Source organism: Bacillus sp. FAU18, from assembly GCF_056033885.1.
In genome coordinates, this window is sequence record NZ_JBVYHZ010000003.1 from 515314 (window position 1) to 535012 (window position 19699).

Here is a 19699-nt window from a genome sequence, read left to right on the forward strand (position 1 = left end):
AGGACATATCGTGGAGCATTTTTTTATCAGAAAGAACATTACTTCCGCTGAGGACGGGATGACTGTAAAAGAATATGCCGGTGAACTGGGAATTTCGAAACGTCTGCTGACCGATATTAAGTTTGGCGGGGGAGACCTGCTGATCAACGGTGAGCATGTGACGGTTAAATACGTTTTGAAAGAGGGAGATCTTCTTATCGTGAAGTTTCCTGAGGAACAGGTGAGCGAGACGCTGCTGGCAGAGCCTGTTCCGCTCGATATCCTTTATGAGGATGAACATGTGCTTGTGATAAACAAGCAGCCGTATGTGTCATCAATCCCTTCGAGAGAGCATCCCTCCGGCAGCATTGCCAATGGAATTATTGATCATTATCAAACAACCGGAGTGAGGGCGACAGTACATCTTGTCACCCGGCTAGACCGGGATACATCAGGTGTCATGCTTGTTGCCAAGCATCGATTTGCCCACTCCATTTTATCGTCTGCGCAAAAAAACGGCCTTGTGAAACGCCGGTATGCGGCAGTGGTTCACGGGCGGATGGCGCAGATGGAGGGAACAGTCGATGCTCCGATTGGCAGACATCCTGACAGTATTATTGAACGGACGGTAACGCCAGATGGCCAGAAGGCTGTTACTCATTTTTACGTCACATGTGCAAATGACGACATGACCTCGGTGGCATTGCAGCTTGAGACTGGACGAACCCATCAAATTCGTGTTCATATGAGCTATCTTGGGCACCCGTTGTGCGGCGATACACTGTACGGCGGTACGAGACAGGAAATTGGCCGGCAGGCTCTGCACAGCGAGCATCTTTCGTTTATCCATCCGCTGACACAGGAGAACATGACGTTTCATGCTCCATTGCCTCAGGACATGAGAAAACTGATAAAAGGAGAGAATCATTGATTCTCTCCTTTTTTATATGGGGCGAAATCTTGATTCGTCGTAGGGCAGGGAGCTTGGAACAGAGACGGTTTCTATTTCTGGAAAGCGAAAGCCTGTCAGTTGATTTCCGAACACGCAGCCTGTATCAATGTTTATGGTGCGATTGACCTTCCGAGGCTCTTTCACAGGTGTATGACCGTATACCACCCAAGCCTTTCCATTATAGGCTGCCGCCCAATCACGTCTGACGGGTCTGCCGTCCGGATATGTTTCACCCGTCACGTCACCGTAAAGCACAAAGTCCTTCACTCTGCGGGTATATTTGCCGATATCGTCAGCTCTTATGCCAGCATGGGCGACAACTAATTCTCCATTATGTAAGATGTCGTAAAGCGGCGCTGTTTCGTACAGCTTCATAAACTGTTCACTGACTGCTTTTCTCTCATCTTTGGAAAGTTCCTCAAGCTCTGCCGCTGTTGTTTCGAGACCATGCATCACTTTTACCGGATTTCCTTTTAAGTAACGATATAATTTATTGCAATGGTTTCCCGGGACATAACGTACAGCGCCTTTTTCGTAAGCGCCTGCTACAAATCGGATGACCTCTATCGATTTAGGCCCTCTGTCAGTTAAATCTCCGGCAAAAACAAGCACCCTGCCTTCTTCGTGGACAGGTACTCCATTTTTGATTGTATAGCCAAGCTTCTGGATTAATGCAGTCATTTCGTCATAGCAGCCATGAATATCGCTGATGATATCGTAAGCCATGCGGTATCCTCCTTACCGATTGTTTTATTTATTATGAAGCAAAGTGTTGTGAGTCATCACAAGCTTTTATGTGCAAATTATAGAAGAATCATTTTCTAAACAGGATTAAGACCATATTACTTTATTTTTCATCATCACCCTTGTTAAAATCGCGTTATGTTTTTTAAAAATGAGGTTTTGTTCTTTGAGTGAGAACTGGCATAACCCTGATCTAAAGAAGGAGGTTCTTATTATGGCGCATACATCTGTCGCATCTTTAGTTGTTGTACTTATCGTTGCATTTTTGACACCCATCCTTTTGCATCGGTTTAAACTCAGCATCCCGGTTGTTGTTGCTGAAATCATTATGGGGCTGATTATTGGGAAAAGCGGCCTTAATTTAGTTGTGGAGGGTGACACCTGGCTCCAGACACTTTCTATGCTCGGATTTATCTTTTTAATGTTTTTAAGCGGGCTTGAAATTGATTTTTCATCGTTTGAGAAAGGGAAGAAAAAGCAGTTCCTGCCGAATGGCAAGGAAGCGCCGAATACGTTTGCTGCGGCATCTATTATTTTTGTCGGCATTTTTATTTTATCATTGCTCTTGTCCTATGGGTTCGTCTTGGCTGGATTTATCCAAAATGCTTTTTTAATGACCCTGATTATTTCAACGATATCGTTAGGCGTTGTCGTTCCAACATTAAAAGAAGAACGGATCATGAATTCAAATATCGGGCAGATTATTTTGCTTGTTGCTGTTATTGCTGATTTGGCCACGATGATTCTTCTTGCTGTTTTTTCTTCTTTATACGGAGAGGACAGCGGAAACATGTGGCTCCTGATGATTCTGTTTGCGGCCGGAGTGGTGCTTTACTTTTTCGGCCGGGTCTTCAAACATCGCTCTTTTGTTCAATCCATGTCAAAAGGGACGATCCAGATCGGGACGCGTGCCATTTTTACGTTAATCATTGTACTCGTTGCCCTGTCTGAATCACTTGGGGCGGAAAATATTCTCGGCGCTTTCTTAGCGGGGGTTCTTGTTTCCCTGCTTTCGCCAAACAAAGAACTTGTTCAGCAGCTGGACTCATTCGGTTATGGGTTCTTAATACCGATTTTCTTTGTGATGGTCGGTGTGAAGCTTGATATTTGGACTCTTTTCCAGGATAAAACAATTTTAATCATGATTCCGCTCCTGCTGCTGGCGCTGTTAGTCAGCAAAATCATTCCTGTCATGTACTTAAAGAAGTGGTATGATAACCGAACCATTTTCGCGTCTGGTTTCTTGCTGACATCAACGCTTTCGCTCGTGATTGCTGCTGCAACAATCGGCCAGCAGCTTCACGTGATCAGTGCAAATATGTCAGGAGCGCTAATTTTAGTAGCCGTCATTGCAAGTATTTTTACGCCGATCTGTTTTAAAAAATTATACAAACGGGAAGAGCAGCCGGAGGAGAAAAAGACGATTACGTTCATCGGCGCCAATCAAATGACTTTGCCTGTTACACTCGAATTGCCAGAGGAAGAGTATGACGTGCGTGTTGTACACGTCTACCAAGAGAATGCGGAGGAAAAGCTGTCAGAATCAGTGTTTGCTGTTGAAACAATTTCTGACTATGAACACGAGACGCTTGAATCACTCGGCATTTTTGAAACGGATATCCTCGTTGTGGCGACAGGAAATGAAGATATGAATGCAGACATTGCATTACTTGCAAAAGAAAAAGGCACAGAAAGAGTCATTGCAAGCGTAGGATCACCGGAGCATGAAGCAGCTCTGAAGGAGCAGGGAATCAGCATCTTTTCTATTCTGCTGTCGACAAAAACGCTGCTTCGCGCACTGATAGAAGCGCCTGGCGTCATGAAGCTGCTCACGAACCAAGAGTCTTCGCTGTATCAAATTAATATGGAGAACAGTAAATATGATGGTGTCATTTTACGGGAATTCCCTTTAACAGGTGACGTCATCTTTGTCAGGATTTTCAGAGGTGTGGACAGCATCGTTCCTCATGGGGATACTAGGCTGAAACTGGGAGATCGCTTAATTGTCACCGGATCTCGGGGATACGTAACGGATCTTAAGAAAACATTGGAAGGATAAATCTTGACCAAATAAGGATTCGTGTTAATATAGAGGTGCAGAACAATTCAATATGTATTCGTTTAACCACTAGGGGTGTCCTTCATAAGGGCTGAGATAAAAGTGTGACTTTTAGACCCTCATAACTTGAACAGGTTCAGACCTGCGTAGGGAAGTGGAGCGGTATTTGTGTTATTTTACTATGCCAATTCCAAACCACTTTTCCTTGCGGGAAAGTGGTTTTTTTATTTTCAGAGGGGGAATGATTTGTGAAGTTTTCAGAAGAATGCCGCAGCGCAGCCGCAGAATGGTGGGAGGGGAGCTTTGTCCATCCGTTCGTTCAAGGAATCGGTGACGGAACGCTTCCGATTGACCGTTTTAAATACTACGTACTTCAGGATTCCTATTACTTAACGCATTTTGCAAAGGTGCAGTCATTTGGCGCAGCTTATGCGAAGGACCTTTTTACAACGGGGAGGATGGCAAGCCATGCCCAAGGTACATATGAGGCGGAAATGGCGCTTCATCGCGAGTTTGCCGAGCTGTTGGAAATCAGCGAGGAAGAGCGTAAGGCGTTTAAGCCGTCTCCTACGGCGTACTCTTATACATCCCATATGTACCGTTCGGTTTTGAGTGGGAATTTCGCTGAAATCTTAGCGGCCTTGCTGCCATGCTACTGGCTCTATTACGAGGTTGGTGAGAAATTGCTGCATTGCGATCCTGGGCATCCGATTTATCAAAAGTGGATTGGGACGTACGGCGGTGACTGGTTTAGACAACAGGTTGAGGAGCAAATCAACCGCTTTGATGAGCTGGCGGAAAACAGCACGGAGGAAGTGCGTGCCAAGATGAAAGAGAATTTTGTCATCTCCAGCTTCTATGAATATCAATTTTGGGGAATGGCCTATCAAAAAGAAGGCTGGTCGGAGCGCGGCATAAAAGAGGTGGAGGAATGTGGAGCTTCACGCCATAACGGATAACTGCAAGCCGGTAGAAGAGCTAGCGAGAACCATCATTTCGATTCAGAATGAAGTTGATTTTATTCACATTCGGGAACGCTCAAAATCGGCGGCAGATATTCTGAAACTGCTCGAGCTTATTTTTGAAGGCGGTATAGATAAACGAAAACTGGTGATGAACGGGCGCGTGGATATTGCGCTTTTCTCTACTATTCACCGCGTGCAGCTGCCAAGCGGCAGCTTTTCACCGAAGCAGGTCAGAGCCAGATTTCCACACCTTCATATCGGGAGGTCGGTGCATTCACTGGAGGAAGCGGTTCAAGCAGAAAAGGAAGACGCGGACTACGTGCTGTTCGGCCATGTGTTTGAAACGGATTGCAAAAAGGGTCTTGAAGGCAGAGGAGTATCTTTGCTGTCAGATATCAAACAGCGGATTTCCATCCCGGTTATAGCCATCGGGGGGATGACGCCGGACAGGTTAAGAGACGTAAAACAAGCAGGGGCAGACGGCATTGCTGTTATGTCAGGAATTTTCTCTTCCGCTGAGCCCTTGGAAGCAGCCAGACGATATTCCCGCAAGCTAAAGGAGATGCGCTATGAAAAGGCATTATGAAGCAGTGGTGATTGGAGGCGGAATTATCGGTTCCGCGATTGCTTATCATTTGGCAAAGGAAAACAAAAGCACCGCATTGTTTGAAAGCGGAACAATGGGCGGCAGAACGACAAGTGCCGCTGCCGGAATGCTGGGCGCCCATGCCGAATGCGAGGAACGTGACGCGTTTTTTGATTTCGCCATGCACAGCCAGCGTCTGTACAAAGGTCTTGGAGAAGAGCTTTATGCATTATCTGGTGTGGATATCAGGCAGCATAACGGCGGTATGTTTAAGCTTGCATTTTCTGAAGAAGATGTGCTGCAGCTGAGACAGATGGACGATTTGGACTCTGTCAGCTGGTATTCAAAAGAAGAGGTGTTAGAAAAAGAGCCGTATGCGTCTGGTGACATCTTTGGTGCATCTTTTATTCAGGATGATGTGCATGTGGAGCCTTATTTTGTTTGCAAGGCATATGTGAAAGCAGCAAAAATGCTTGGGGCGGAGATTTTTGAGCATACGCCCGTCCTGCATGTCGAACGTGACGGTGAAGCCCTGTCCATCAAGACCCCTAGTGGAGACGTATGGGCTAATCATGTTGTCGTTGCCAGCGGGGTGTGGAGCGGAATGTTTTTTAAACAGCTCGGACTGAACAATGCTTTTCTCCCTGTAAAAGGGGAGTGCCTGTCCGTTTGGAATGATGATATCCCGCTGACAAAAACGCTTTACCATGACCATTGCTATATCGTACCGAGAAAAAACGGCAGACTGGTTGTCGGCGCGACAATGAAGCCGGGGGACTGGAGTGAAACACCGGATCTTGGCGGATTGGAATCGGTTATGAAAAAAGCAAAAACGATGCTGCCGGCTATACAGAATATGAAGGTGGATCGTTTTTGGGCGGGACTCCGGCCGGGAACAAAGGATGGAAAACCGTACATCGGCAGACATCCTGAGGACAGCCGTATTTTATTTGCGGCTGGCCATTTCAGAAATGGGATCCTGCTTGCTCCCGCAACGGGCGCTTTGATCAGTGATCTCATCATGAATAAAGAGGTCAACCAAGACTGGCTGCACGCATTCCGAATTGATCGCAAGGAGGCGGTTCAGATATGATGCTACAGCTGAACGGTAAAGACGTGAAGTGGGAAAAAGACACAGGTACAATTCAAGACCTGCTGGCGTCGTATCAGCTTGAAAATAAAATCGTTATCGTGGAAAGAAATAAAGAAATAATCGGGAAAGAACGCTATCACGAGGTTGAGCTTTGTGATCGTGATGTCATTGAAATTGTCCATTTTGTAGGAGGCGGATGAGCATGTTAACAATTGGCGGAAAATCATTTCAATCAAGATTGCTGCTGGGCACAGGGAAATACCCATCGTTTGACATACAAAAGGAAGCAGTAGCTGTTTCTGAGTCTGATATTTTAACATTTGCTGTGCGGAGAATGAACATCTTTGAAGCATCTCAGCCGAATTTTCTGGAACAGCTTGATTTATCCAAATATACGCTTCTGCCGAATACAGCGGGCGCCAGTACTGCTGAAGAAGCGGTTCGGATTGCAAGGCTGGCAAAAGCGTCAGGCCTTTGTGACATGATTAAAGTTGAAGTCATCGGATGCAGCCGTTCCTTGCTGCCTGACCCTGTTGAGACATTAAAAGCGTCTGAACAGCTTCTTGAAGAAGGCTTTATTGTGCTCCCGTACACGTCGGATGACGTTGTGCTGGCGAGAAAGCTGGAAGAGCTCGGCGTTCATGCCATCATGCCGGGTGCATCTCCGATTGGATCGGGACAAGGAATCTTAAATCCTTTGAATCTGTCATTTATTATTGAACAGGCGAAAGTGCCGGTCATCGTGGATGCTGGAATCGGCTCGCCTAAAGATGCGGCATACGCAATGGAGCTTGGAGCGGATGGCGTACTGCTCAATACGGCTGTATCGGGCGCTGACGATCCTGTGAAAATGGCTCGTGCCATGAAGCTCGCGGTGGAAGCAGGACGCCTTTCTTATGAGGCGGGACGAATCCCGCTTAAGCAATACGGAACGGCAAGCAGTCCGGGAGAAGGTCTTCCTGTATGACGGGCAGGTATTCAAGGCAGGAGCTGTTTGCTCCGATCGGCCCATCCGGCCAGAAAAAATTGAAAGAAGCGCGCGCCGTGATTATCGGCGCAGGCGCGCTCGGAACAGCCAGTGCAGAAATGCTGGTGAGAGCGGGAGTCGGCTCTGTGAAAATTGCCGACAGAGATTATGTGGAATGGAGCAACCTCCAGCGCCAGCAGCTGTATACAGAAGATGATGTCAAAAAAGAAATGCCGAAAGCAGCCGCTGCGGAGCGCCGTCTCCGTTCGATTAACAGCGATGTTGATGTGACCGGCCTTGTCATGGATGTGACAGCAGAAAATATCTTCGAGCTGATTAGGGATGCATCGATTATTGTGGATGCGGCTGATAATTTTGAAACCCGCCTGATCGTAAATGATGCTGCGGTAAAGGAAGGGATTCCTTTTCTTTACGGTGCCTGTGTAGGGAGCTACGGCCTCACCTTTACCGTGGTGCCGGGTTCTACTCCTTGCCTGCATTGCTTGCTCGATACACTTCCGATTGGCGGAGCAACATGTGACACAGCCGGCATCATCAGTCCGGCTGTTTTGCAGGTAGCAGTCTTTCAGGTAACAGATGCGTTGAAGCTGCTGACGGGAGAGGAGTGCGAGCCGGTGCTGCGCTCCTTTGACTTGTGGAAAAACGAGCGGTCAGAAGTGAGAGCGGCCAGTCTCAAACATGACGCATGCCCAAGCTGCGGCACAAAGGATTTTCCGTTTTTGTCATATGAAAATCAAACGAAAGCGGCTGTATTGTGCGGCAGGAACACGGTGCAGATCAGATCATCTGTTACAAAAGAAGCGGATCTTGAAGCGCTTGCCGGTCAGCTGAGACAGGCCGGGCTTGAAGTAGCTGCGAACCCGTATTTAATTTCTTGCCGCTCGGATGATATGAAAATGGTGCTGTTCCGGGACGGCAGAGCTTTGATCCATGGAACAAATGATGTTGCCCGGGCAAAATCCATTTATCATAAATGGATCGGGTAATAAAAGGAGTGTAGTGTAGTGAGTATATATAAAGCATTGACAATCGCCGGATCAGATTCAGGCGGCGGCGCGGGGATACAGGCTGATATTAAAACCTTTCAAGAGCTTGATGTATTCGGAATGTCTGCGATTACGGCGGTAACCGCTCAAAATACGCTTGGCGTTCATGGGGTGCATCCGCTGACTGTAGAGGCGTTGAGACAGCAAATTGACGCTGTTGCTGAGGATTTGAGGCCGGATGCAGTAAAAACGGGAATGCTCTGGAATGCCGACATGATTGAAGAAGTGGCGAGAAAAATTGACGAGTACGGATTCAATCGTGTAATTGTTGATCCGGTTATGATCGCAAAGGGCGGGGCATCCTTGCTGCGTGATGAGTCAGTTGCCACCTTAAAGGAGTTGCTCATTCCAAGAAGCTACGCGATTACGCCGAATGTCCCGGAAGCAGAAACGCTGACAGGAATGACAATCAGCTCGCTGGATGACCGAAAAAAAGCAGCGGAGCAGCTCGTCAAGATGGGTGCGCGGCATGTCATTATCAAAGGCGGGCACCAGCCTGAGGACAATCACATTACTGACCTTCTTTTTGATGGCAGCATGTTTATGCAAATCACCCATCCTTATATCAATACGAAGCATACGCATGGCACAGGCTGCACCTTTGCTGCGGCTTTAACGGCCCAAACGGCTAAAGGAGACAGCATCCATCAGGCATTTGAGGTTGCGGCCAACTTTGTCCGCGAAGCGGTGGAAAATACGCTTGGCATCGGGTCGGGACACGGGCCGACAAACCATTTCGCTTTTAAACGAAATAGCTTAAATACAAGCCGATGAGATCACCAGCTGATGGTGATCTCTTTTGCGTTTGCTACGGTATGCGCTTTTCATCTGGACAAGGTTATGATATGATAGGAATTAAGATCAGGTACTAATACTATGTCTTTATTAAATATAGGAGGCTTTATACATATGAATTTTTCACTTGAAGGCCGCAACATTGTTGTGATGGGGGTAGCCAACAAACGCAGCATCGCCTGGGGCATTGCGCGTTCTTTACATGAAGCGGGCGCACGTTTGATTTTCACATACGCTGGTGAACGCCTGGAGAAATCCGTTCACGAGCTTGCCGGAACGTTAGACCGCAATGATTCCATTATCCTTCCTTGCGATGTAACAAACGACGCAGAAATCGAAACTTGCTTCGCAAGCATTAAGGAGCAGGTCGGTGTAATCCACGGTATCGCGCATTGTATCGCGTTTGCCAACAAAGAAGAACTTGTCGGCGAATACTTAAACACAAATCGTGACGGCTTCCTTTTGGCTCATAACATCAGCTCATATTCTCTGACTGCTGTTGTCAAAGCGGCACGCCCGATGATGACTGAAGGCGGAAGCATTGTCACTTTGACGTACCTTGGCGGAGAGCTTGTGATGCCAAACTACAACGTCATGGGTGTAGCAAAAGCTTCTCTTGATGCAAGTGTGAAATATTTAGCTGCTGACTTAGGAAAAGAAAATATCCGCGTCAACAGCATTTCTGCTGGCCCGATCAGAACATTATCTGCTAAAGGCATCAGCGATTTCAACTCTATCTTAAAAGACATCGAAGAGCGTGCACCGCTTCGCCGCACGACAACACCTGAAGAGGTGGGCGATACAGCTGCGTTCTTGTTCAGCGATATGTCCCGCGGGATTACAGGTGAAAATCTTCACGTTGATTCAGGTTTCCATATCACTGCCCGCTAAGCTGGAACTATATCAAGCAATCCCGAATAGGGATTGCTTTTTTATTTCTTCTGATTTTCAGCTTTCTGTCATATAGATAGAATATGACACAATCGGAGGGATGAAGATGTCTAATAAGAAAAGAAACGCGGATAAAAAACCGCTCATGTATATTGTTCAGCCGGATTATGCAGAAACTACAAGGTCATCCATGCAGGAGATTGTCATCAAAAGAAAGGCCGACAAACCTGCTCCGCCAAAAGCTGAGGAAAAGCCGGTTTACCATGAGAAGCAGCAGGAGGAAGCCGTGGCACAGGATGTCCTGCAAGAAGACCAAAAGCCTGCAGCCGAACCAGTGAGTCAGCAAACACAAGAGGTGAGAGAGCCAGAGAACATAAAAAGCCAGGAGGAACAGAAAGCAGAGCCGCAGGCCGTAGAAGAAACCGTCGAACACGAGCCCCCGAAAGCAGAAAAAAAAGGAAGAGCCTGCACTTGAGACCCGGAAGCCTGAGAAAGAACCGGAAGCTGTCCATAATGCTGCCAAAGCGGAGGAAAAAGCACCGCCGGCAAGAAAAGTAAAGAAACCGATGAGCAAGATGTCTATTCATGAAAAAATTGATTTTTTAACAAAGCTGCCTCATAACATGCCGAGAGCGCTTTGTTTGATTGAAGCCAATGGAAGAACGTACAGGGGCGTGATTGTCGGAAGAAGAAATGATTCCGTCCTGCTTCGCACAACCGGAAACGGAGCCCCAACCGAACTTGCAATCGATGATATTACCTCTTTGCACCCGCTCGGTTTTTAACGAAAAAGAAAAAAGCTGCCCGGTCGATGTTGCCGGACAGCTTTTTTTACTTAGAGAAAAGCCTGCAGGCCTGCAAGCTTTTCCAGCTTATGATTAATGATGATGATGTGTACGATTGATTAATCGAGGATTTAAGCAGTTGATTGCGCAGAAGCAGTCTAAGTCAACTTCAATACAGTAGTTTGTTTTTTCAAGTCGGAAGACTTCACACACCGTATCTTTATCGGTGAAGTCCAAAATGTGTTTGTGTTCGTCAAATGCGATTAATAATGACAGTGTTGCGCAGCTTCCATGCACTCTTTCGACCCTGAAAAATACTGTATTAAAGCAAGGGCCGTTATCGAGTTCGCCGACATTTCCGAAGGCGACTAATGGCGTTGATTTTGATGTAAATATTGCAAAAGGCACTGTGTCGCCTAACGAATGGCTTACAGATAAAAGCTTAGAGTGGCAGCCGGTCGGGCAGTCTTCTTCAACAGCGTTTTGTAGTTCTTCAATATTTTCTACAGCTTCACGCACGCAGCTTGATGTTTTCTGGCTCATATTATCCCTCCTGCCTTATAAATTTGAGACTGGCGAAATGATGGAGAGTCAGCTGCCTCACGCTGGAAGCAGCTGAATGATTTGCACCTGTAATAGAGTTTGGAAGGGGATTCCTCTTTACAAGTGTTTATCCATTGTGATGATGCTTTTTATCTTTATGAGGCGATGTTCTGTCAACTAGCTCTGGTGACAGGCACTGAATCGCGCAGAAGCATCCGAGATCCACTTCAATGCAGAAATCTGTTTTTTCTAGCCCGAAGAAATCCGGGTCGCAAGGGTGGCAAACACTTAAGGTATCGCCTTTGACATCGACCGGGCGTAAAATAGAAAGTGTTGCACAGCAATCGCATAATTTTTCGACGCGGAAGAAAATGGATTCAAAGCATTGCATATCATCCACAAATCCCCCTACGTTTCCGAATGTGGAGAACAATCCGCCTTTTTTATCGAAAACGAGAAACGGAATTGTGTCTTTTCCAGCAATCGTAGGGTTTAAAAGGTTGGTATAGCAGCCAGTCGGACACTGTTCTTCAACTGCCTCCTGCTCTGCTAAAATCTTTTCCACTGCATCGCATACACAGTTCTCATGCCGGCCATGGGTTTTTCCGCAGCTCATTGATTTCAGCTCCTTCTTTATAGGGTATTTGACTTTAGTCCTTAACAACATATGTACCCGTGCCCCACTTGGTGTGGGTGAACGTCTATATATTCATCATATGCTTGGAAAATAAGAAAAAGCAGAGCGTTTTTAGCTCTGCTTTTAGACTTAGAGGACGAGTGTGATGGCTAAGAGTGCCACAAGTGTGTTAGTAGCTGTGGAAACCAATGTTGCTATATCAGCATCTACTGTTGTGATATTTACGCCCCGGGAGCATTCGATGAGAAGTTTTTGGCGGTTTACTTGTTTGTTAGCTGAAAGCTGTAACAAATCTTGTGCGACTAATTCGGCAATTACTCCGTCTGCAATGGATGTGAGAGCTACTGTTAGGACAGCTGCATTAACCGCCGTTACAACTGATGTTACGGCTTGAACGTCTGTAGATGAAACGTTGATGTCACAAGAGTCTCTGATAATAATTGTTTCATCGGAGACTTGTTTATTGAGATTTGCCTGAGCCAGATTTTGGTCAATGAAGGCATTGTCGTTGCCAAAAAACCCATTGCCATTACAGCAAACATCGCAATGACATTTTCTTTCTTCTTTTTTATCTTTTTCTTTTTCGTCTAACGGATGGTCACAGTCAGGATCAAGTGCAACCCAAGAGTATGGTCTGCTTTCCATATCTATTCCTCCTTTTCTTTTACTGTTATTAAATGAGCGAGCCTCTTACTTTGACTGAGGCATATATCCTGATGAAGAACCCTATTTTTTATGATTGGTTTGAATTGTTATTGTTTTGACGTCTTTGTCTGAGCTGTTCAATTAATTGTTCTCTCCGGCTTAGCGGTTTTTCGTTCTTTTTCTCTTGCGCGGCGGCTTCTTCTTTTTTCTTCTTTTGATTTTCAACTAATGCAGCTGATTTAGCCTGCAAGTCTTTTACCAGATTCAAGAGCATTTCTTTTTCTTCATCTGATACTTTTTTCATTTTGTCTTTCGTGACACCGTGTTTAAGAAAGATATTTTGAACCAGCATTTTCGTCATTGGATCAGCTTCCGGAAGCTTTTCAAGCTCTTCTTTGATTTTATCGTTATCTGACATTTGTTTTCACCTCGGCTTTTAAGTTTGTGAAAAGAAAGGGTTAAAGGACGTCAATTTCAAGGAGAATGCTGTTAAGCACCTGAAGCAAAATTTGTACAAAGGTTATTATTTCGTCGGCAGACAAAGTAATTTTGATGTTGCGGCTGTTGATAATTTTAATGATGGTTCTTTTTTTAATTTGCGAGTTATCGAGAATAAGAATTTCGCTTGCCACTGCGTCAGCCAAGTCCTCGTCGGCGATGACGAGCTGTGTTGCCAGGATAATCATTGTTGTCACCAAGGCTTGTATAGAAAGGGCAGCTGTTATATGTGACGTGTCAATTGTGATATTTTCGCAATCAATGACTTCGATCTGCTGTTCGAATTCGCTTGATAATTGCTCAAATATTGCAGGGTGCAGGGATTCGACTTTTTCTTCAAATGACATAACCTTCACTCCTTTCTTATCCATACTCTATATAATGCAAATGGGGTGCAGAGCGGAATAATAAAAATAACCAATTTTCTGCCGGACAAGATACAATTCATGAAGAATAGGGTTTTGGCATATATGTGAAGGGATCATGATTGGCAAAGGAGTGAACGAGTGGTTATAAATGGGCTGACAATTGTTCTTCTATCGCTTGCGGTCTTTCGGCTCGCCCGCCTGCTGGTGTTTGACACGATTATGGCGCCGCTTCGCAGTCTGTTTCATGAAGAGAAGGAAGAAAAGGATGCGGACGGGAACATTGAAACCTATATCGTGATTAAGGGAACCGGTGTCAGGGCGTTTATTGGTGAATTGCTGAGCTGCTATTGGTGCACAGGCGTGTGGTGCGCCGGCTTTTTGATTTTATGCCAGGCGTTGATCCCGCAAGCGGCGCAGTGGCTGATTTTACTTTTGGCGATCGCCGGCCTTGCCGGCATCATAGAAACGCTCGTATCAAAATGGCTGCAAGAATAAGGCGTTACTACCAGCAACTTTCTGTCAGAATACGCATAAAGTAGCATATATGACATAAGGAAAGGAAGGGGACAAAAATGAATCAGTATCATAAACCTTCCCAAAAATCTCCATATACAGATTCATCGTATCAATCAAAAAAGATAAAAAAGAAAGGCTGCGGGTGCGGAAATAAAAAGAAAAAGCCTCAATAGCCTGGCAAAGAAACCGGAGAACTCCGGTTTTTTGTTTTTTAACGGGGCGGCCTCGCTCAGCATATATCATAAGCGGGGGGATAAAAGTGAATGAGTTTGAAAAATGGATAGAAGGAAGATATGAACCACACGAACAAAAGCAAAAAGAGTATGAAGACACGATGGGCCGCATCAGAAAAGACTTGGATGCATTTGATAAAGCCGGTCTGGAATTTGAAGATGAGATTGAAGAGCTGGCTGAAAAAACGGAGGCCTTACTTAAAAAACATCAAGCTCAATATGATCAATCGTAAATCCGCAAACGCCCTATGCGAATATCCAAGCCGATCCAAGCAGCTCACATAGTGTATAGAGAGTAAAGGAGGTGCTTATCTATGGGCTTTGGATACGGATTCGGCGGCGGCTACGGCGGCGGCTGTTATGGCGGTTATGCTGGCGGTTACGGCGGCGGCTATGGTTCAACATTTGTTTTGTTGGTCGTATTATTCATTCTCCTCATCATCGTAGGTGCATCTTTCTTTTAAGATGTATTGAGGAAGTACGGGTTATAACCCGTGCTTCCTTGCCTTGTGTTTATTTTTAAAAATGTTGGAAAAGCACATTGTATTATGTGCATTCATACAATACCGTATTACTCCGCCAAAAGGAGGCGCATTATGGATAATCAATTTTTTAAGAACATCGAAAAGAAAACAGGTGTGAAGATGCAGGATGTAATGAATCTTGCCGGATCACTCCAAAACGCTAATTTTAAAGATGAAAATACAGTGCGCAGTGTGATTAACCGCGTAGCGCAGCTCGCAAACAGACGCGTACCAAAAGAATTAGAAGATAAAATTGTGGAATCTATTACAAGTGGAAAAGAAAAGCTTGATTTTGGCACGATTTCTAAAATGATGGATAATAAATAAGTGGATGGCCTGGCTGACTCACTGCAGCGGGCCTTTTTTTACAGTAAAAACCCGGCAGTAATCTGCCGGGCTGTTAATGATGCAAGGGCTGTCTTGCTTTCTGTAGCAGGGGATACAAAAATCTTGAGCGGTTGGCTGTTTTGCCGCGCCTGTTAGCGGGGCAAGACAAATATAAATGCTGTTTCGCCCGGGTCATGGCTACATATAAAAGGCGTCTTTCCTCCTCAAGAGCGGCCTCGTCTCCTTTTCTTGCCGTTTCTAATGAGAAATCGTGCGGAATCGAGCCGTCTACAGTGCCTAACACGTAGACTGTTTTGAATTCAAGGCCTTTTGACCGGTGAATGGTCATCAGCTGAACGCCATGTTCATCCGTTCTATTTTTCTCAGCGGCCCTCATATGGTCTACGTGGGCAAGAAAGTCAGGAATCGTTTTGAACTTCTTGGCGACAACCTTGATGTCACGCAAGTCATCAGAGCCTTTTTCCAGCTTGTTGCCCTCATTGCCCCGCTTTTTTAAATACTCGGAGAAGCCCATTTTTCCTTCTGCAAAGGTGATGGCTTCTACGGGCTTCATCGTGCGGAGGCTTGCAAAAAACGGTACGATTTTCTTGATTTTGTCCAGCTGGAATGGCTTCAGATCAGGCAATTTGGCCAGTGCTTTGATCATGGTACAGTCCTCTGTAATCGAGAGCGCCTTCAGCGTATTCAAAGCGGACTGTTTTAAAAACAAGGCGGGAAGCAAGTGTTTAATCGCTTCGGTGTCATCCTCATTTTGGCTGGCATACAAGTAGGCGAGAATCTGGCGGACGATCCGTCTGCTGTAAAACGATTGGACGCCGCGGTCAGCTGTATACGGAATTGACGATTGATGAAGCCTTTCATATATAGCACGGCCTCCGCTGTTTGTGCGGTAAAGAACCGCAAAGTCTTCTGGACTGGCTCCATTTTGAATTTTTTCTTTGATATCGGAAACGACCATTGTGGCTTCTTCCTCTTCATCATAAGGATAAAACAGCACAGGGACCTGAATGTCATCGCGGGCCGCTTCAAGCGTTTTGGCATATCTGTTTTTGTTCTTTTTCACGACGATATCAGCACTAGAGACGATCGGGTGCGTAGACCTGTAGTTCGCAGTTAAATAGATCGTCTTCGCTCCCGGATAATCCTTTTGAAAATCAAGAATGAAAGATGGATTGCTTCCGCGAAACGCGTAGATGGACTGGTCATCGTCTCCGACACAGCACAGGTTTTGCTCCGGGCTGGCGAGCATTTGCATGATTTTGTATTGAACCGGATTAATGTCCTGAAACTCATCAATTAAGATATACGTAAACCGAGATTGATATTGTTCCAGAAGGTCAGGCCGCTCGATAAACAATTCATAGCAGGCTGAAGCCATGTCATCAAAATCAAATTGGCTGTGTTCTTTTTTCTGGCGTTCATAATGTTCATATAAACGATAAACTTGTTTTTCCCACTCATCTTTTAGAGGGATGCGTTCATTTGGGACATAAGTGTTTTTCCAAAAACCGATCTGCTGCAGGGCTTGGTCAACTGGGAATTCTTTCTCATCGATGCCCTCTTCATAGAGCGCTTTTTTGATATATTGTTCCCGCTGCCACTCCATTTTCAGCAGATGCTCACCGTTCCATTTAGCAGAATTAGAGTGATACAAGATCTTATAAAACAGACTGTGGAATGTTCCTGTCACAAGTCTTCTGACTTTTGCCGGCTGTAATCCGTACTGGTTCGCCATACGCTCTTTCATTTCAGCGACAGCTTTTGTTGTAAAGGTGACAAGCAGCATATTTTCAGGCGGTATGCCTAAGTGTTCGATCATGTGGGCGGCACGGGCTGTCAGCACCCGTGTTTTTCCGCTCCCCGCACCTGCAAGCACAAGCAGCGGGCCCTCTGTTTCCGTGACAGCTTTCAGCTGATCCGTGTTTAAACCGACAGACGGAAAAAGGCTCGTATCGGGTTCTATTGTTTTTGGCACAAATGGTGTTCCTGGTTTAATGCTTCTAGGACGGTGCCATTCCGTAACAGCTGGGGACGGGTCAGCGGCGATCGCTTTTCCCTTGGGTAAACGAATGACACCAGATTCCTGATCGTCTTCTTTTTTTTCCTCTTTAGCGGGCTTCGGTTCGCACGCCTCCTCACATGCCGGAAAATCGCCTGGCTGGCGATGGATAAACTCTGGCGGATCGGCGATGTTAAGCCGTAACAGAACGGGCTTTCCGCAATGAGAACAAAATAAATGTCCTTTTATTCCCTCTTCAAAGAGGAATTGATAATGTTCTCTCGAATATGTATGTAAATGTATGATTCTATCATTCAGTCGGGCGCATTTCAAAAAGGGGTCCTCCCAATCAAAAGGTGTTCATTACAGACAATGACTATCATATCAAAAGAAATGTGTTTCAAAAAGTAAGTTTAAGGGAAAAGAGACAGCAGAGGGGTGGGTATTGTATGATATATGCAGGTCAAATTCAGAACCAGCAATACGCTCAATATGCTAATAGAACGATTGGACATAAGCAGGATTATGCCGGAACCGAAAAAATCAGCTATGTCCCGTTTCAGCGGGTATACAAAGAACTGGAAAAGCAGCAGGAGAATCAAACGGCCGCTGAAAGAAAAGTAAACGAGATGAAACGTAAGCGCTCTCTTTATAAGAGGTTGCGAGAAAAAGGAATGGGCACATATATTAATCGATATGTATAAAAAACCGTTCATACCAGAGAACGGTTTTTTATATGCAGTAAAAATCCGGATCTCAAAAGATCCGGATGCGTTCAGTCCTTCATCATTTGTAAGTGCGGAATGCCGGCATCGAGGAATTCTTTTTCAGAAAGCACGCGATACCCGTGTTTCTTGTAAAACGGCACAGCCTGTGTTTGCGCGTTTAAAATGAAACCGGAAGCGCCTCCGTCTGCCGCGGCTTTTTCGAGCGCTTTCATAATGATGCCGCCGACACCGGCTGAGCGGTGGCTTTTCAGTACGCAAATCCGCTCTAACTTGCCGTAGCCGTCCTTCATGCGCCATCTTCCAGCGCCGACAGGCTTTTCACCGTCATACACGACGATATGCTCTGACTCATTTTCAAGTTCGTCAATTTCTTCTTCAGCAGGCACGTTTTGTTCTTTGACAAAGACTTCTTCTCTTACATAGAATGCATCTTTCAGTTGTTCTTCACTTTTTGCGATAACTGCTTTCAAACATTATTCTCCTCTGCCTAGCAAGAAGGTTTCATATACTGTCCACGATCCGTTTTCCAACTGGTAAAGCAAGTGGAAACGGTCAACGATTTCTTCATGCGACACTTCCTGCATTTTTAATTGTCCCAGCACATCTGAATGCTCGTCGTCGGAAAGGTTTTGGCCGACCGTCACATGCGGAACGAAATTATATTCCTGTTCGCCTGCCAACACACCGGTGTATAGCTTTTCATTGAGTGTTTTTAACTCTTCCGTCGGTTCTGCTTTAATATAAATGACATTATTAACAGGCGCAAATGAGCTGTATTTTGTCATTTTGAGAACGATTGGGTGGGACTCTTTTGCGATGTTTCTTAAATGTGATACGAGCTGATCCGCTTTCTCCTCCGCGCATTCAAAGGATGCTCTCAGCGTCAAATGAGGCGGGATCAGAGAGTAGCTTGGGTCATAGCGCTTTCTGTAAGAGTTTGCAAGGTCTTGGAGCTTTTTTGATGGAAATAAAACGATTCCGTATTTCATATTATGTCCCTCCTGGAAATAAAGTATGATAGAGTGTTAAAGCATTTTTTTCAGCGCCGGGGTGATGAGCGGCTGCCAGTATGTCCATTTGTGGTCTCCGTCAAATGGCTCAAAATAATAATCAGAAAGCTTCTTCTCCAGCAGCTGCTTCAGCTCCTGGTTCGGTTCTGTAAAGTCCAGGATGTTCCCGTCTGTCGTGTGGACGTCAGTTTCTTTTGTTCCAATTTGGTGATAAATAGAGAGGTGTTTGATATCGTCTGACTGTTTTACGGCTTCTAGTACGTGTTTGTCAACATAGGGAGACTGCATGATGATGTTGCCAAACATATTCGGATAATCAAGCGCTGTCATAAGTGACACGGTTGCTCCGAGCGAATCACCGATCAGCGTTCGGCCGTAACCGATCTGATAGGTTGGATACTCATCATCTGCAAAAGGAACGAGCTCATGGGCGATGAACCGTTTATACGCCGAAAATTTTGAACCCTCCGGATGATAGGTGTTTCTGCGCTCTTTTACATCCTTATAAGGAACACCGATAATAATGCTCCGGTCTATTTCGCGTTTCGACAGCAATTCCTCAACCTGTCTGCCGATTCTCCCCAGCCTGAAATAATCGTGGCCGTCCTGCGCGATAATGACATGGTATTTATAAAGCGGGGAGTAGTTGGACGGCAGATAAACAAGTAAGGTCATTTCCTCGTTAAGCTCTTTTGAAAAGAATTTCTTTTCTTGCACTGTGCCGTTTTTCGGTGCCATAAAAACATTCCTCCAGGACATCACTATAC

The 19699-nt window shown here is 45.6% G+C and carries 25 protein-coding genes, 1 pseudogene and 1 riboswitch; of the genes and pseudogenes, 16 read left to right on the plus strand and 10 right to left on the minus strand.

The window, feature by feature from the left end; all coding sequences use genetic code 11:
* Window positions 1–10 precede the first annotated feature (10 nt).
* Window positions 11–910, plus strand: coding sequence for an RluA family pseudouridine synthase (locus AC0OMU_RS02910; protein WP_474240886.1), 900 nt, complete (start codon window positions 11–13; stop codon window positions 908–910).
* Between the two features lie 12 nt (window positions 911–922).
* On the opposite strand, the gene prpE is transcribed toward AC0OMU_RS02910, so the two are convergent.
* The gene (prpE, locus tag AC0OMU_RS02915) at window positions 923–1657 is read right to left on the minus strand and encodes a bis(5'-nucleosyl)-tetraphosphatase PrpE (RefSeq protein WP_015383361.1); all 735 of its coding nucleotides are present in this window, start codon (window positions 1655–1657) and stop codon (window positions 923–925) included.
* 232 nt (window positions 1658–1889) lie between these two features.
* Between prpE and AC0OMU_RS02920 the strand changes: the two genes are divergently transcribed.
* The 10 genes and pseudogenes from AC0OMU_RS02920 to cotO all read left to right on the plus strand — a co-directional run bounded on the left by AC0OMU_RS02920 (window position 1890) and on the right by cotO (window position 10883).
* Entirely contained in the window at window positions 1890–3734 is a 1845-nt protein-coding gene (locus tag AC0OMU_RS02920) for a monovalent cation:proton antiporter family protein (protein ID WP_015383362.1), read from the plus strand.
* Between the two features lie 61 nt (window positions 3735–3795).
* Window positions 3796–3904, plus strand: a riboswitch (TPP riboswitch).
* A 78-nt stretch (window positions 3905–3982) separates the two neighbouring features.
* The gene (gene tenA, locus AC0OMU_RS02925) at window positions 3983–4693 is read left to right on the plus strand and encodes a thiaminase II (RefSeq protein WP_015383363.1); all 711 of its coding nucleotides are present in this window, start codon (window positions 3983–3985) and stop codon (window positions 4691–4693) included.
* A complete protein-coding gene (gene tenI / locus AC0OMU_RS02930; RefSeq protein WP_445604077.1) occupies window positions 4668–5285 on the plus strand; it encodes a thiazole tautomerase TenI in 618 nt (205 codons plus the stop codon). The genes tenA and tenI overlap by 26 nt, the downstream gene beginning before the upstream one ends.
* Complete coding sequence (thiO, locus tag AC0OMU_RS02935) at window positions 5269–6378, plus strand: glycine oxidase ThiO (protein ID WP_474240887.1); 1110 nt, start codon at window positions 5269–5271, stop codon at window positions 6376–6378. The genes tenI and thiO overlap by 17 nt, the downstream gene beginning before the upstream one ends.
* On the plus strand, window positions 6378–6578 hold the full coding sequence (thiS, locus tag AC0OMU_RS02940) for a sulfur carrier protein ThiS (protein ID WP_072173897.1): 201 nt from the start codon (window positions 6378–6380) through the stop codon (window positions 6576–6578). Before thiO ends, thiS begins: the two co-directional genes overlap by 1 nt.
* Window positions 6575–7345 carry a thiazole synthase gene (thiG, locus tag AC0OMU_RS02945; RefSeq protein ID WP_010886483.1) on the plus strand — a complete coding sequence of 257 codons (771 nt, stop codon included), beginning with the start codon at window positions 6575–6577 and terminating at the stop codon, window positions 7343–7345. The genes thiS and thiG overlap by 4 nt, the downstream gene beginning before the upstream one ends.
* Complete coding sequence (thiF, locus tag AC0OMU_RS02950) at window positions 7342–8352, plus strand: thiazole biosynthesis adenylyltransferase ThiF (RefSeq protein ID WP_100506179.1); 1011 nt, start codon at window positions 7342–7344, stop codon at window positions 8350–8352. Before thiG ends, thiF begins: the two co-directional genes overlap by 4 nt.
* An 18-nt stretch (window positions 8353–8370) precedes the next feature.
* Complete coding sequence (thiD, locus tag AC0OMU_RS02955) at window positions 8371–9186, plus strand: bifunctional hydroxymethylpyrimidine kinase/phosphomethylpyrimidine kinase (protein WP_251218232.1); 816 nt, start codon at window positions 8371–8373, stop codon at window positions 9184–9186.
* Window positions 9187–9321: 135 nt separating this feature from the next.
* Entirely contained in the window at window positions 9322–10098 is a 777-nt protein-coding gene (gene fabI / locus AC0OMU_RS02960; RefSeq protein WP_003232896.1) for an enoyl-ACP reductase FabI, read from the plus strand.
* A gap of 100 nt (window positions 10099–10198) precedes the next feature.
* Window positions 10199–10883 (plus strand): annotated as a pseudogene (gene cotO / locus AC0OMU_RS02965) (spore coat protein CotO).
* A 93-nt stretch (window positions 10884–10976) separates the two neighbouring features.
* Here the strand turns inward: cotO and cotZ are convergent.
* The 5 genes from cotZ to cotV form a co-directional block, all read right to left on the minus strand.
* Window positions 10977–11426: a spore coat protein CotZ gene (gene cotZ, locus AC0OMU_RS02970; RefSeq protein WP_003239244.1), complete on the minus strand. Its 450-nt coding sequence runs from the start codon at window positions 11424–11426 to the stop codon at window positions 10977–10979.
* A gap of 127 nt (window positions 11427–11553) precedes the next feature.
* Window positions 11554–12042, minus strand: coding sequence for a spore coat protein CotY (gene cotY, locus AC0OMU_RS02975; RefSeq protein ID WP_003239243.1), 489 nt, complete (start codon window positions 12040–12042; stop codon window positions 11554–11556).
* A gap of 150 nt (window positions 12043–12192) precedes the next feature.
* Window positions 12193–12708, minus strand: coding sequence for a spore coat protein CotX (cotX, locus tag AC0OMU_RS02980; protein WP_014476454.1), 516 nt, complete (start codon window positions 12706–12708; stop codon window positions 12193–12195).
* 88 nt (window positions 12709–12796) lie between these two features.
* On the minus strand, window positions 12797–13126 hold the full coding sequence (gene cotW, locus AC0OMU_RS02985; protein ID WP_014476455.1) for a spore coat protein CotW: 330 nt from the start codon (window positions 13124–13126) through the stop codon (window positions 12797–12799).
* A gap of 40 nt (window positions 13127–13166) precedes the next feature.
* Window positions 13167–13553: a spore coat protein CotV gene (gene cotV, locus AC0OMU_RS02990; RefSeq protein WP_015483093.1), complete on the minus strand. Its 387-nt coding sequence runs from the start codon at window positions 13551–13553 to the stop codon at window positions 13167–13169.
* 159 nt (window positions 13554–13712) lie between these two features.
* Between cotV and yjcA the strand changes: the two genes are divergently transcribed.
* The 4 genes from yjcA (at window position 13713) to spoVIF (ending at window position 15174) form a co-directional block, all read left to right on the plus strand.
* Window positions 13713–14069 carry a sporulation protein YjcA gene (yjcA, locus tag AC0OMU_RS02995; RefSeq protein WP_014476457.1) on the plus strand — a complete coding sequence of 119 codons (357 nt, stop codon included), beginning with the start codon at window positions 13713–13715 and terminating at the stop codon, window positions 14067–14069.
* 280 nt (window positions 14070–14349) lie between these two features.
* Complete coding sequence (locus AC0OMU_RS03000; protein ID WP_017695696.1) at window positions 14350–14556, plus strand: hypothetical protein; 207 nt, start codon at window positions 14350–14352, stop codon at window positions 14554–14556.
* A gap of 81 nt (window positions 14557–14637) precedes the next feature.
* On the plus strand, window positions 14638–14787 hold the full coding sequence (gene yjcZ, locus AC0OMU_RS03005; protein ID WP_003232872.1) for a sporulation protein YjcZ: 150 nt from the start codon (window positions 14638–14640) through the stop codon (window positions 14785–14787).
* 132 nt (window positions 14788–14919) lie between these two features.
* Window positions 14920–15174, plus strand: coding sequence for a sporulation-specific transcription regulator SpoVIF (spoVIF, locus tag AC0OMU_RS03010; RefSeq protein WP_014479471.1), 255 nt, complete (start codon window positions 14920–14922; stop codon window positions 15172–15174).
* Window positions 15175–15247: 73 nt separating this feature from the next.
* Here spoVIF and AC0OMU_RS03015 read toward each other — a convergent pair whose 3' ends face one another.
* Window positions 15248–17527, minus strand: coding sequence for an ATP-dependent helicase (locus tag AC0OMU_RS03015; RefSeq protein ID WP_015383373.1), 2280 nt, complete (start codon window positions 17525–17527; stop codon window positions 15248–15250).
* A 116-nt stretch (window positions 17528–17643) separates the two neighbouring features.
* Here AC0OMU_RS03015 and AC0OMU_RS03020 point away from each other — a divergent pair, with 116 nt between their 5' ends.
* Window positions 17644–17898 carry a hypothetical protein gene (locus tag AC0OMU_RS03020; protein WP_003232866.1) on the plus strand — a complete coding sequence of 85 codons (255 nt, stop codon included), beginning with the start codon at window positions 17644–17646 and terminating at the stop codon, window positions 17896–17898.
* 71 nt (window positions 17899–17969) lie between these two features.
* On the opposite strand, the gene AC0OMU_RS03025 is transcribed toward AC0OMU_RS03020, so the two are convergent.
* From AC0OMU_RS03025 to AC0OMU_RS03035, 3 genes are read right to left on the minus strand one after another with little or no spacing between them, the layout of a single operon-like run.
* Window positions 17970–18392, minus strand: a complete 423-nt coding sequence (locus AC0OMU_RS03025) for a GNAT family N-acetyltransferase (protein WP_015383374.1) — start codon at window positions 18390–18392, stop codon at window positions 17970–17972.
* 3 nt (window positions 18393–18395) lie between these two features.
* Window positions 18396–18911 carry a YjcG family protein gene (locus AC0OMU_RS03030; protein WP_015383375.1) on the minus strand — a complete coding sequence of 172 codons (516 nt, stop codon included), beginning with the start codon at window positions 18909–18911 and terminating at the stop codon, window positions 18396–18398.
* Between the two features lie 36 nt (window positions 18912–18947).
* A complete protein-coding gene (locus AC0OMU_RS03035; RefSeq protein WP_015383376.1) occupies window positions 18948–19670 on the minus strand; it encodes an esterase family protein in 723 nt (240 codons plus the stop codon).
* Window positions 19671–19699 lie beyond the last annotated feature (29 nt).

What these genes read in the sequence shown, in the direction of transcription:
- prpE (WP_015383361.1), bottom strand. Translation starts at nt 1,657, where the DNA reads ATGGCTTACGATATCATCAGCGATATTCATGGCTGCTATGACGAAATG.
- AC0OMU_RS02920 (WP_015383362.1), top strand. Translation starts at nt 1,890, where the DNA reads ATGGCGCATACATCTGTCGCATCTTTAGTTGTTGTACTTATCGTTGCA.
- thiO (WP_474240887.1), top strand. Translation starts at nt 5,269, where the DNA reads ATGAAAAGGCATTATGAAGCAGTGGTGATTGGAGGCGGAATTATCGGT.
- thiS (WP_072173897.1), top strand. Translation starts at nt 6,378, where the DNA reads ATGCTACAGCTGAACGGTAAAGACGTGAAGTGGGAAAAAGACACAGGT.
- thiG (WP_010886483.1), top strand. Translation starts at nt 6,575, where the DNA reads ATGAGCATGTTAACAATTGGCGGAAAATCATTTCAATCAAGATTGCTG.
- thiF (WP_100506179.1), top strand. Translation starts at nt 7,342, where the DNA reads ATGACGGGCAGGTATTCAAGGCAGGAGCTGTTTGCTCCGATCGGCCCA.
- fabI (WP_003232896.1), top strand. Translation starts at nt 9,322, where the DNA reads ATGAATTTTTCACTTGAAGGCCGCAACATTGTTGTGATGGGGGTAGCC.
- cotZ (WP_003239244.1), bottom strand. Translation starts at nt 11,426, where the DNA reads ATGAGCCAGAAAACATCAAGCTGCGTGCGTGAAGCTGTAGAAAATATT.
- cotY (WP_003239243.1), bottom strand. Translation starts at nt 12,042, where the DNA reads ATGAGCTGCGGAAAAACCCATGGCCGGCATGAGAACTGTGTATGCGAT.
- cotX (WP_014476454.1), bottom strand. Translation starts at nt 12,708, where the DNA reads ATGGAAAGCAGACCATACTCTTGGGTTGCACTTGATCCTGACTGTGAC.
- cotW (WP_014476455.1), bottom strand. Translation starts at nt 13,126, where the DNA reads ATGTCAGATAACGATAAAATCAAAGAAGAGCTTGAAAAGCTTCCGGAA.
- cotV (WP_015483093.1), bottom strand. Translation starts at nt 13,553, where the DNA reads ATGTCATTTGAAGAAAAAGTCGAATCCCTGCACCCTGCAATATTTGAG.
- yjcZ (WP_003232872.1), top strand. Translation starts at nt 14,638, where the DNA reads ATGGGCTTTGGATACGGATTCGGCGGCGGCTACGGCGGCGGCTGTTAT.
- spoVIF (WP_014479471.1), top strand. Translation starts at nt 14,920, where the DNA reads ATGGATAATCAATTTTTTAAGAACATCGAAAAGAAAACAGGTGTGAAG.
- AC0OMU_RS03020 (WP_003232866.1), top strand. Translation starts at nt 17,644, where the DNA reads ATGATATATGCAGGTCAAATTCAGAACCAGCAATACGCTCAATATGCT.
- AC0OMU_RS03030 (WP_015383375.1), bottom strand. Translation starts at nt 18,911, where the DNA reads ATGAAATACGGAATCGTTTTATTTCCATCAAAAAAGCTCCAAGACCTT.
- AC0OMU_RS03035 (WP_015383376.1), bottom strand. Translation starts at nt 19,670, where the DNA reads ATGGCACCGAAAAACGGCACAGTGCAAGAAAAGAAATTCTTTTCAAAA.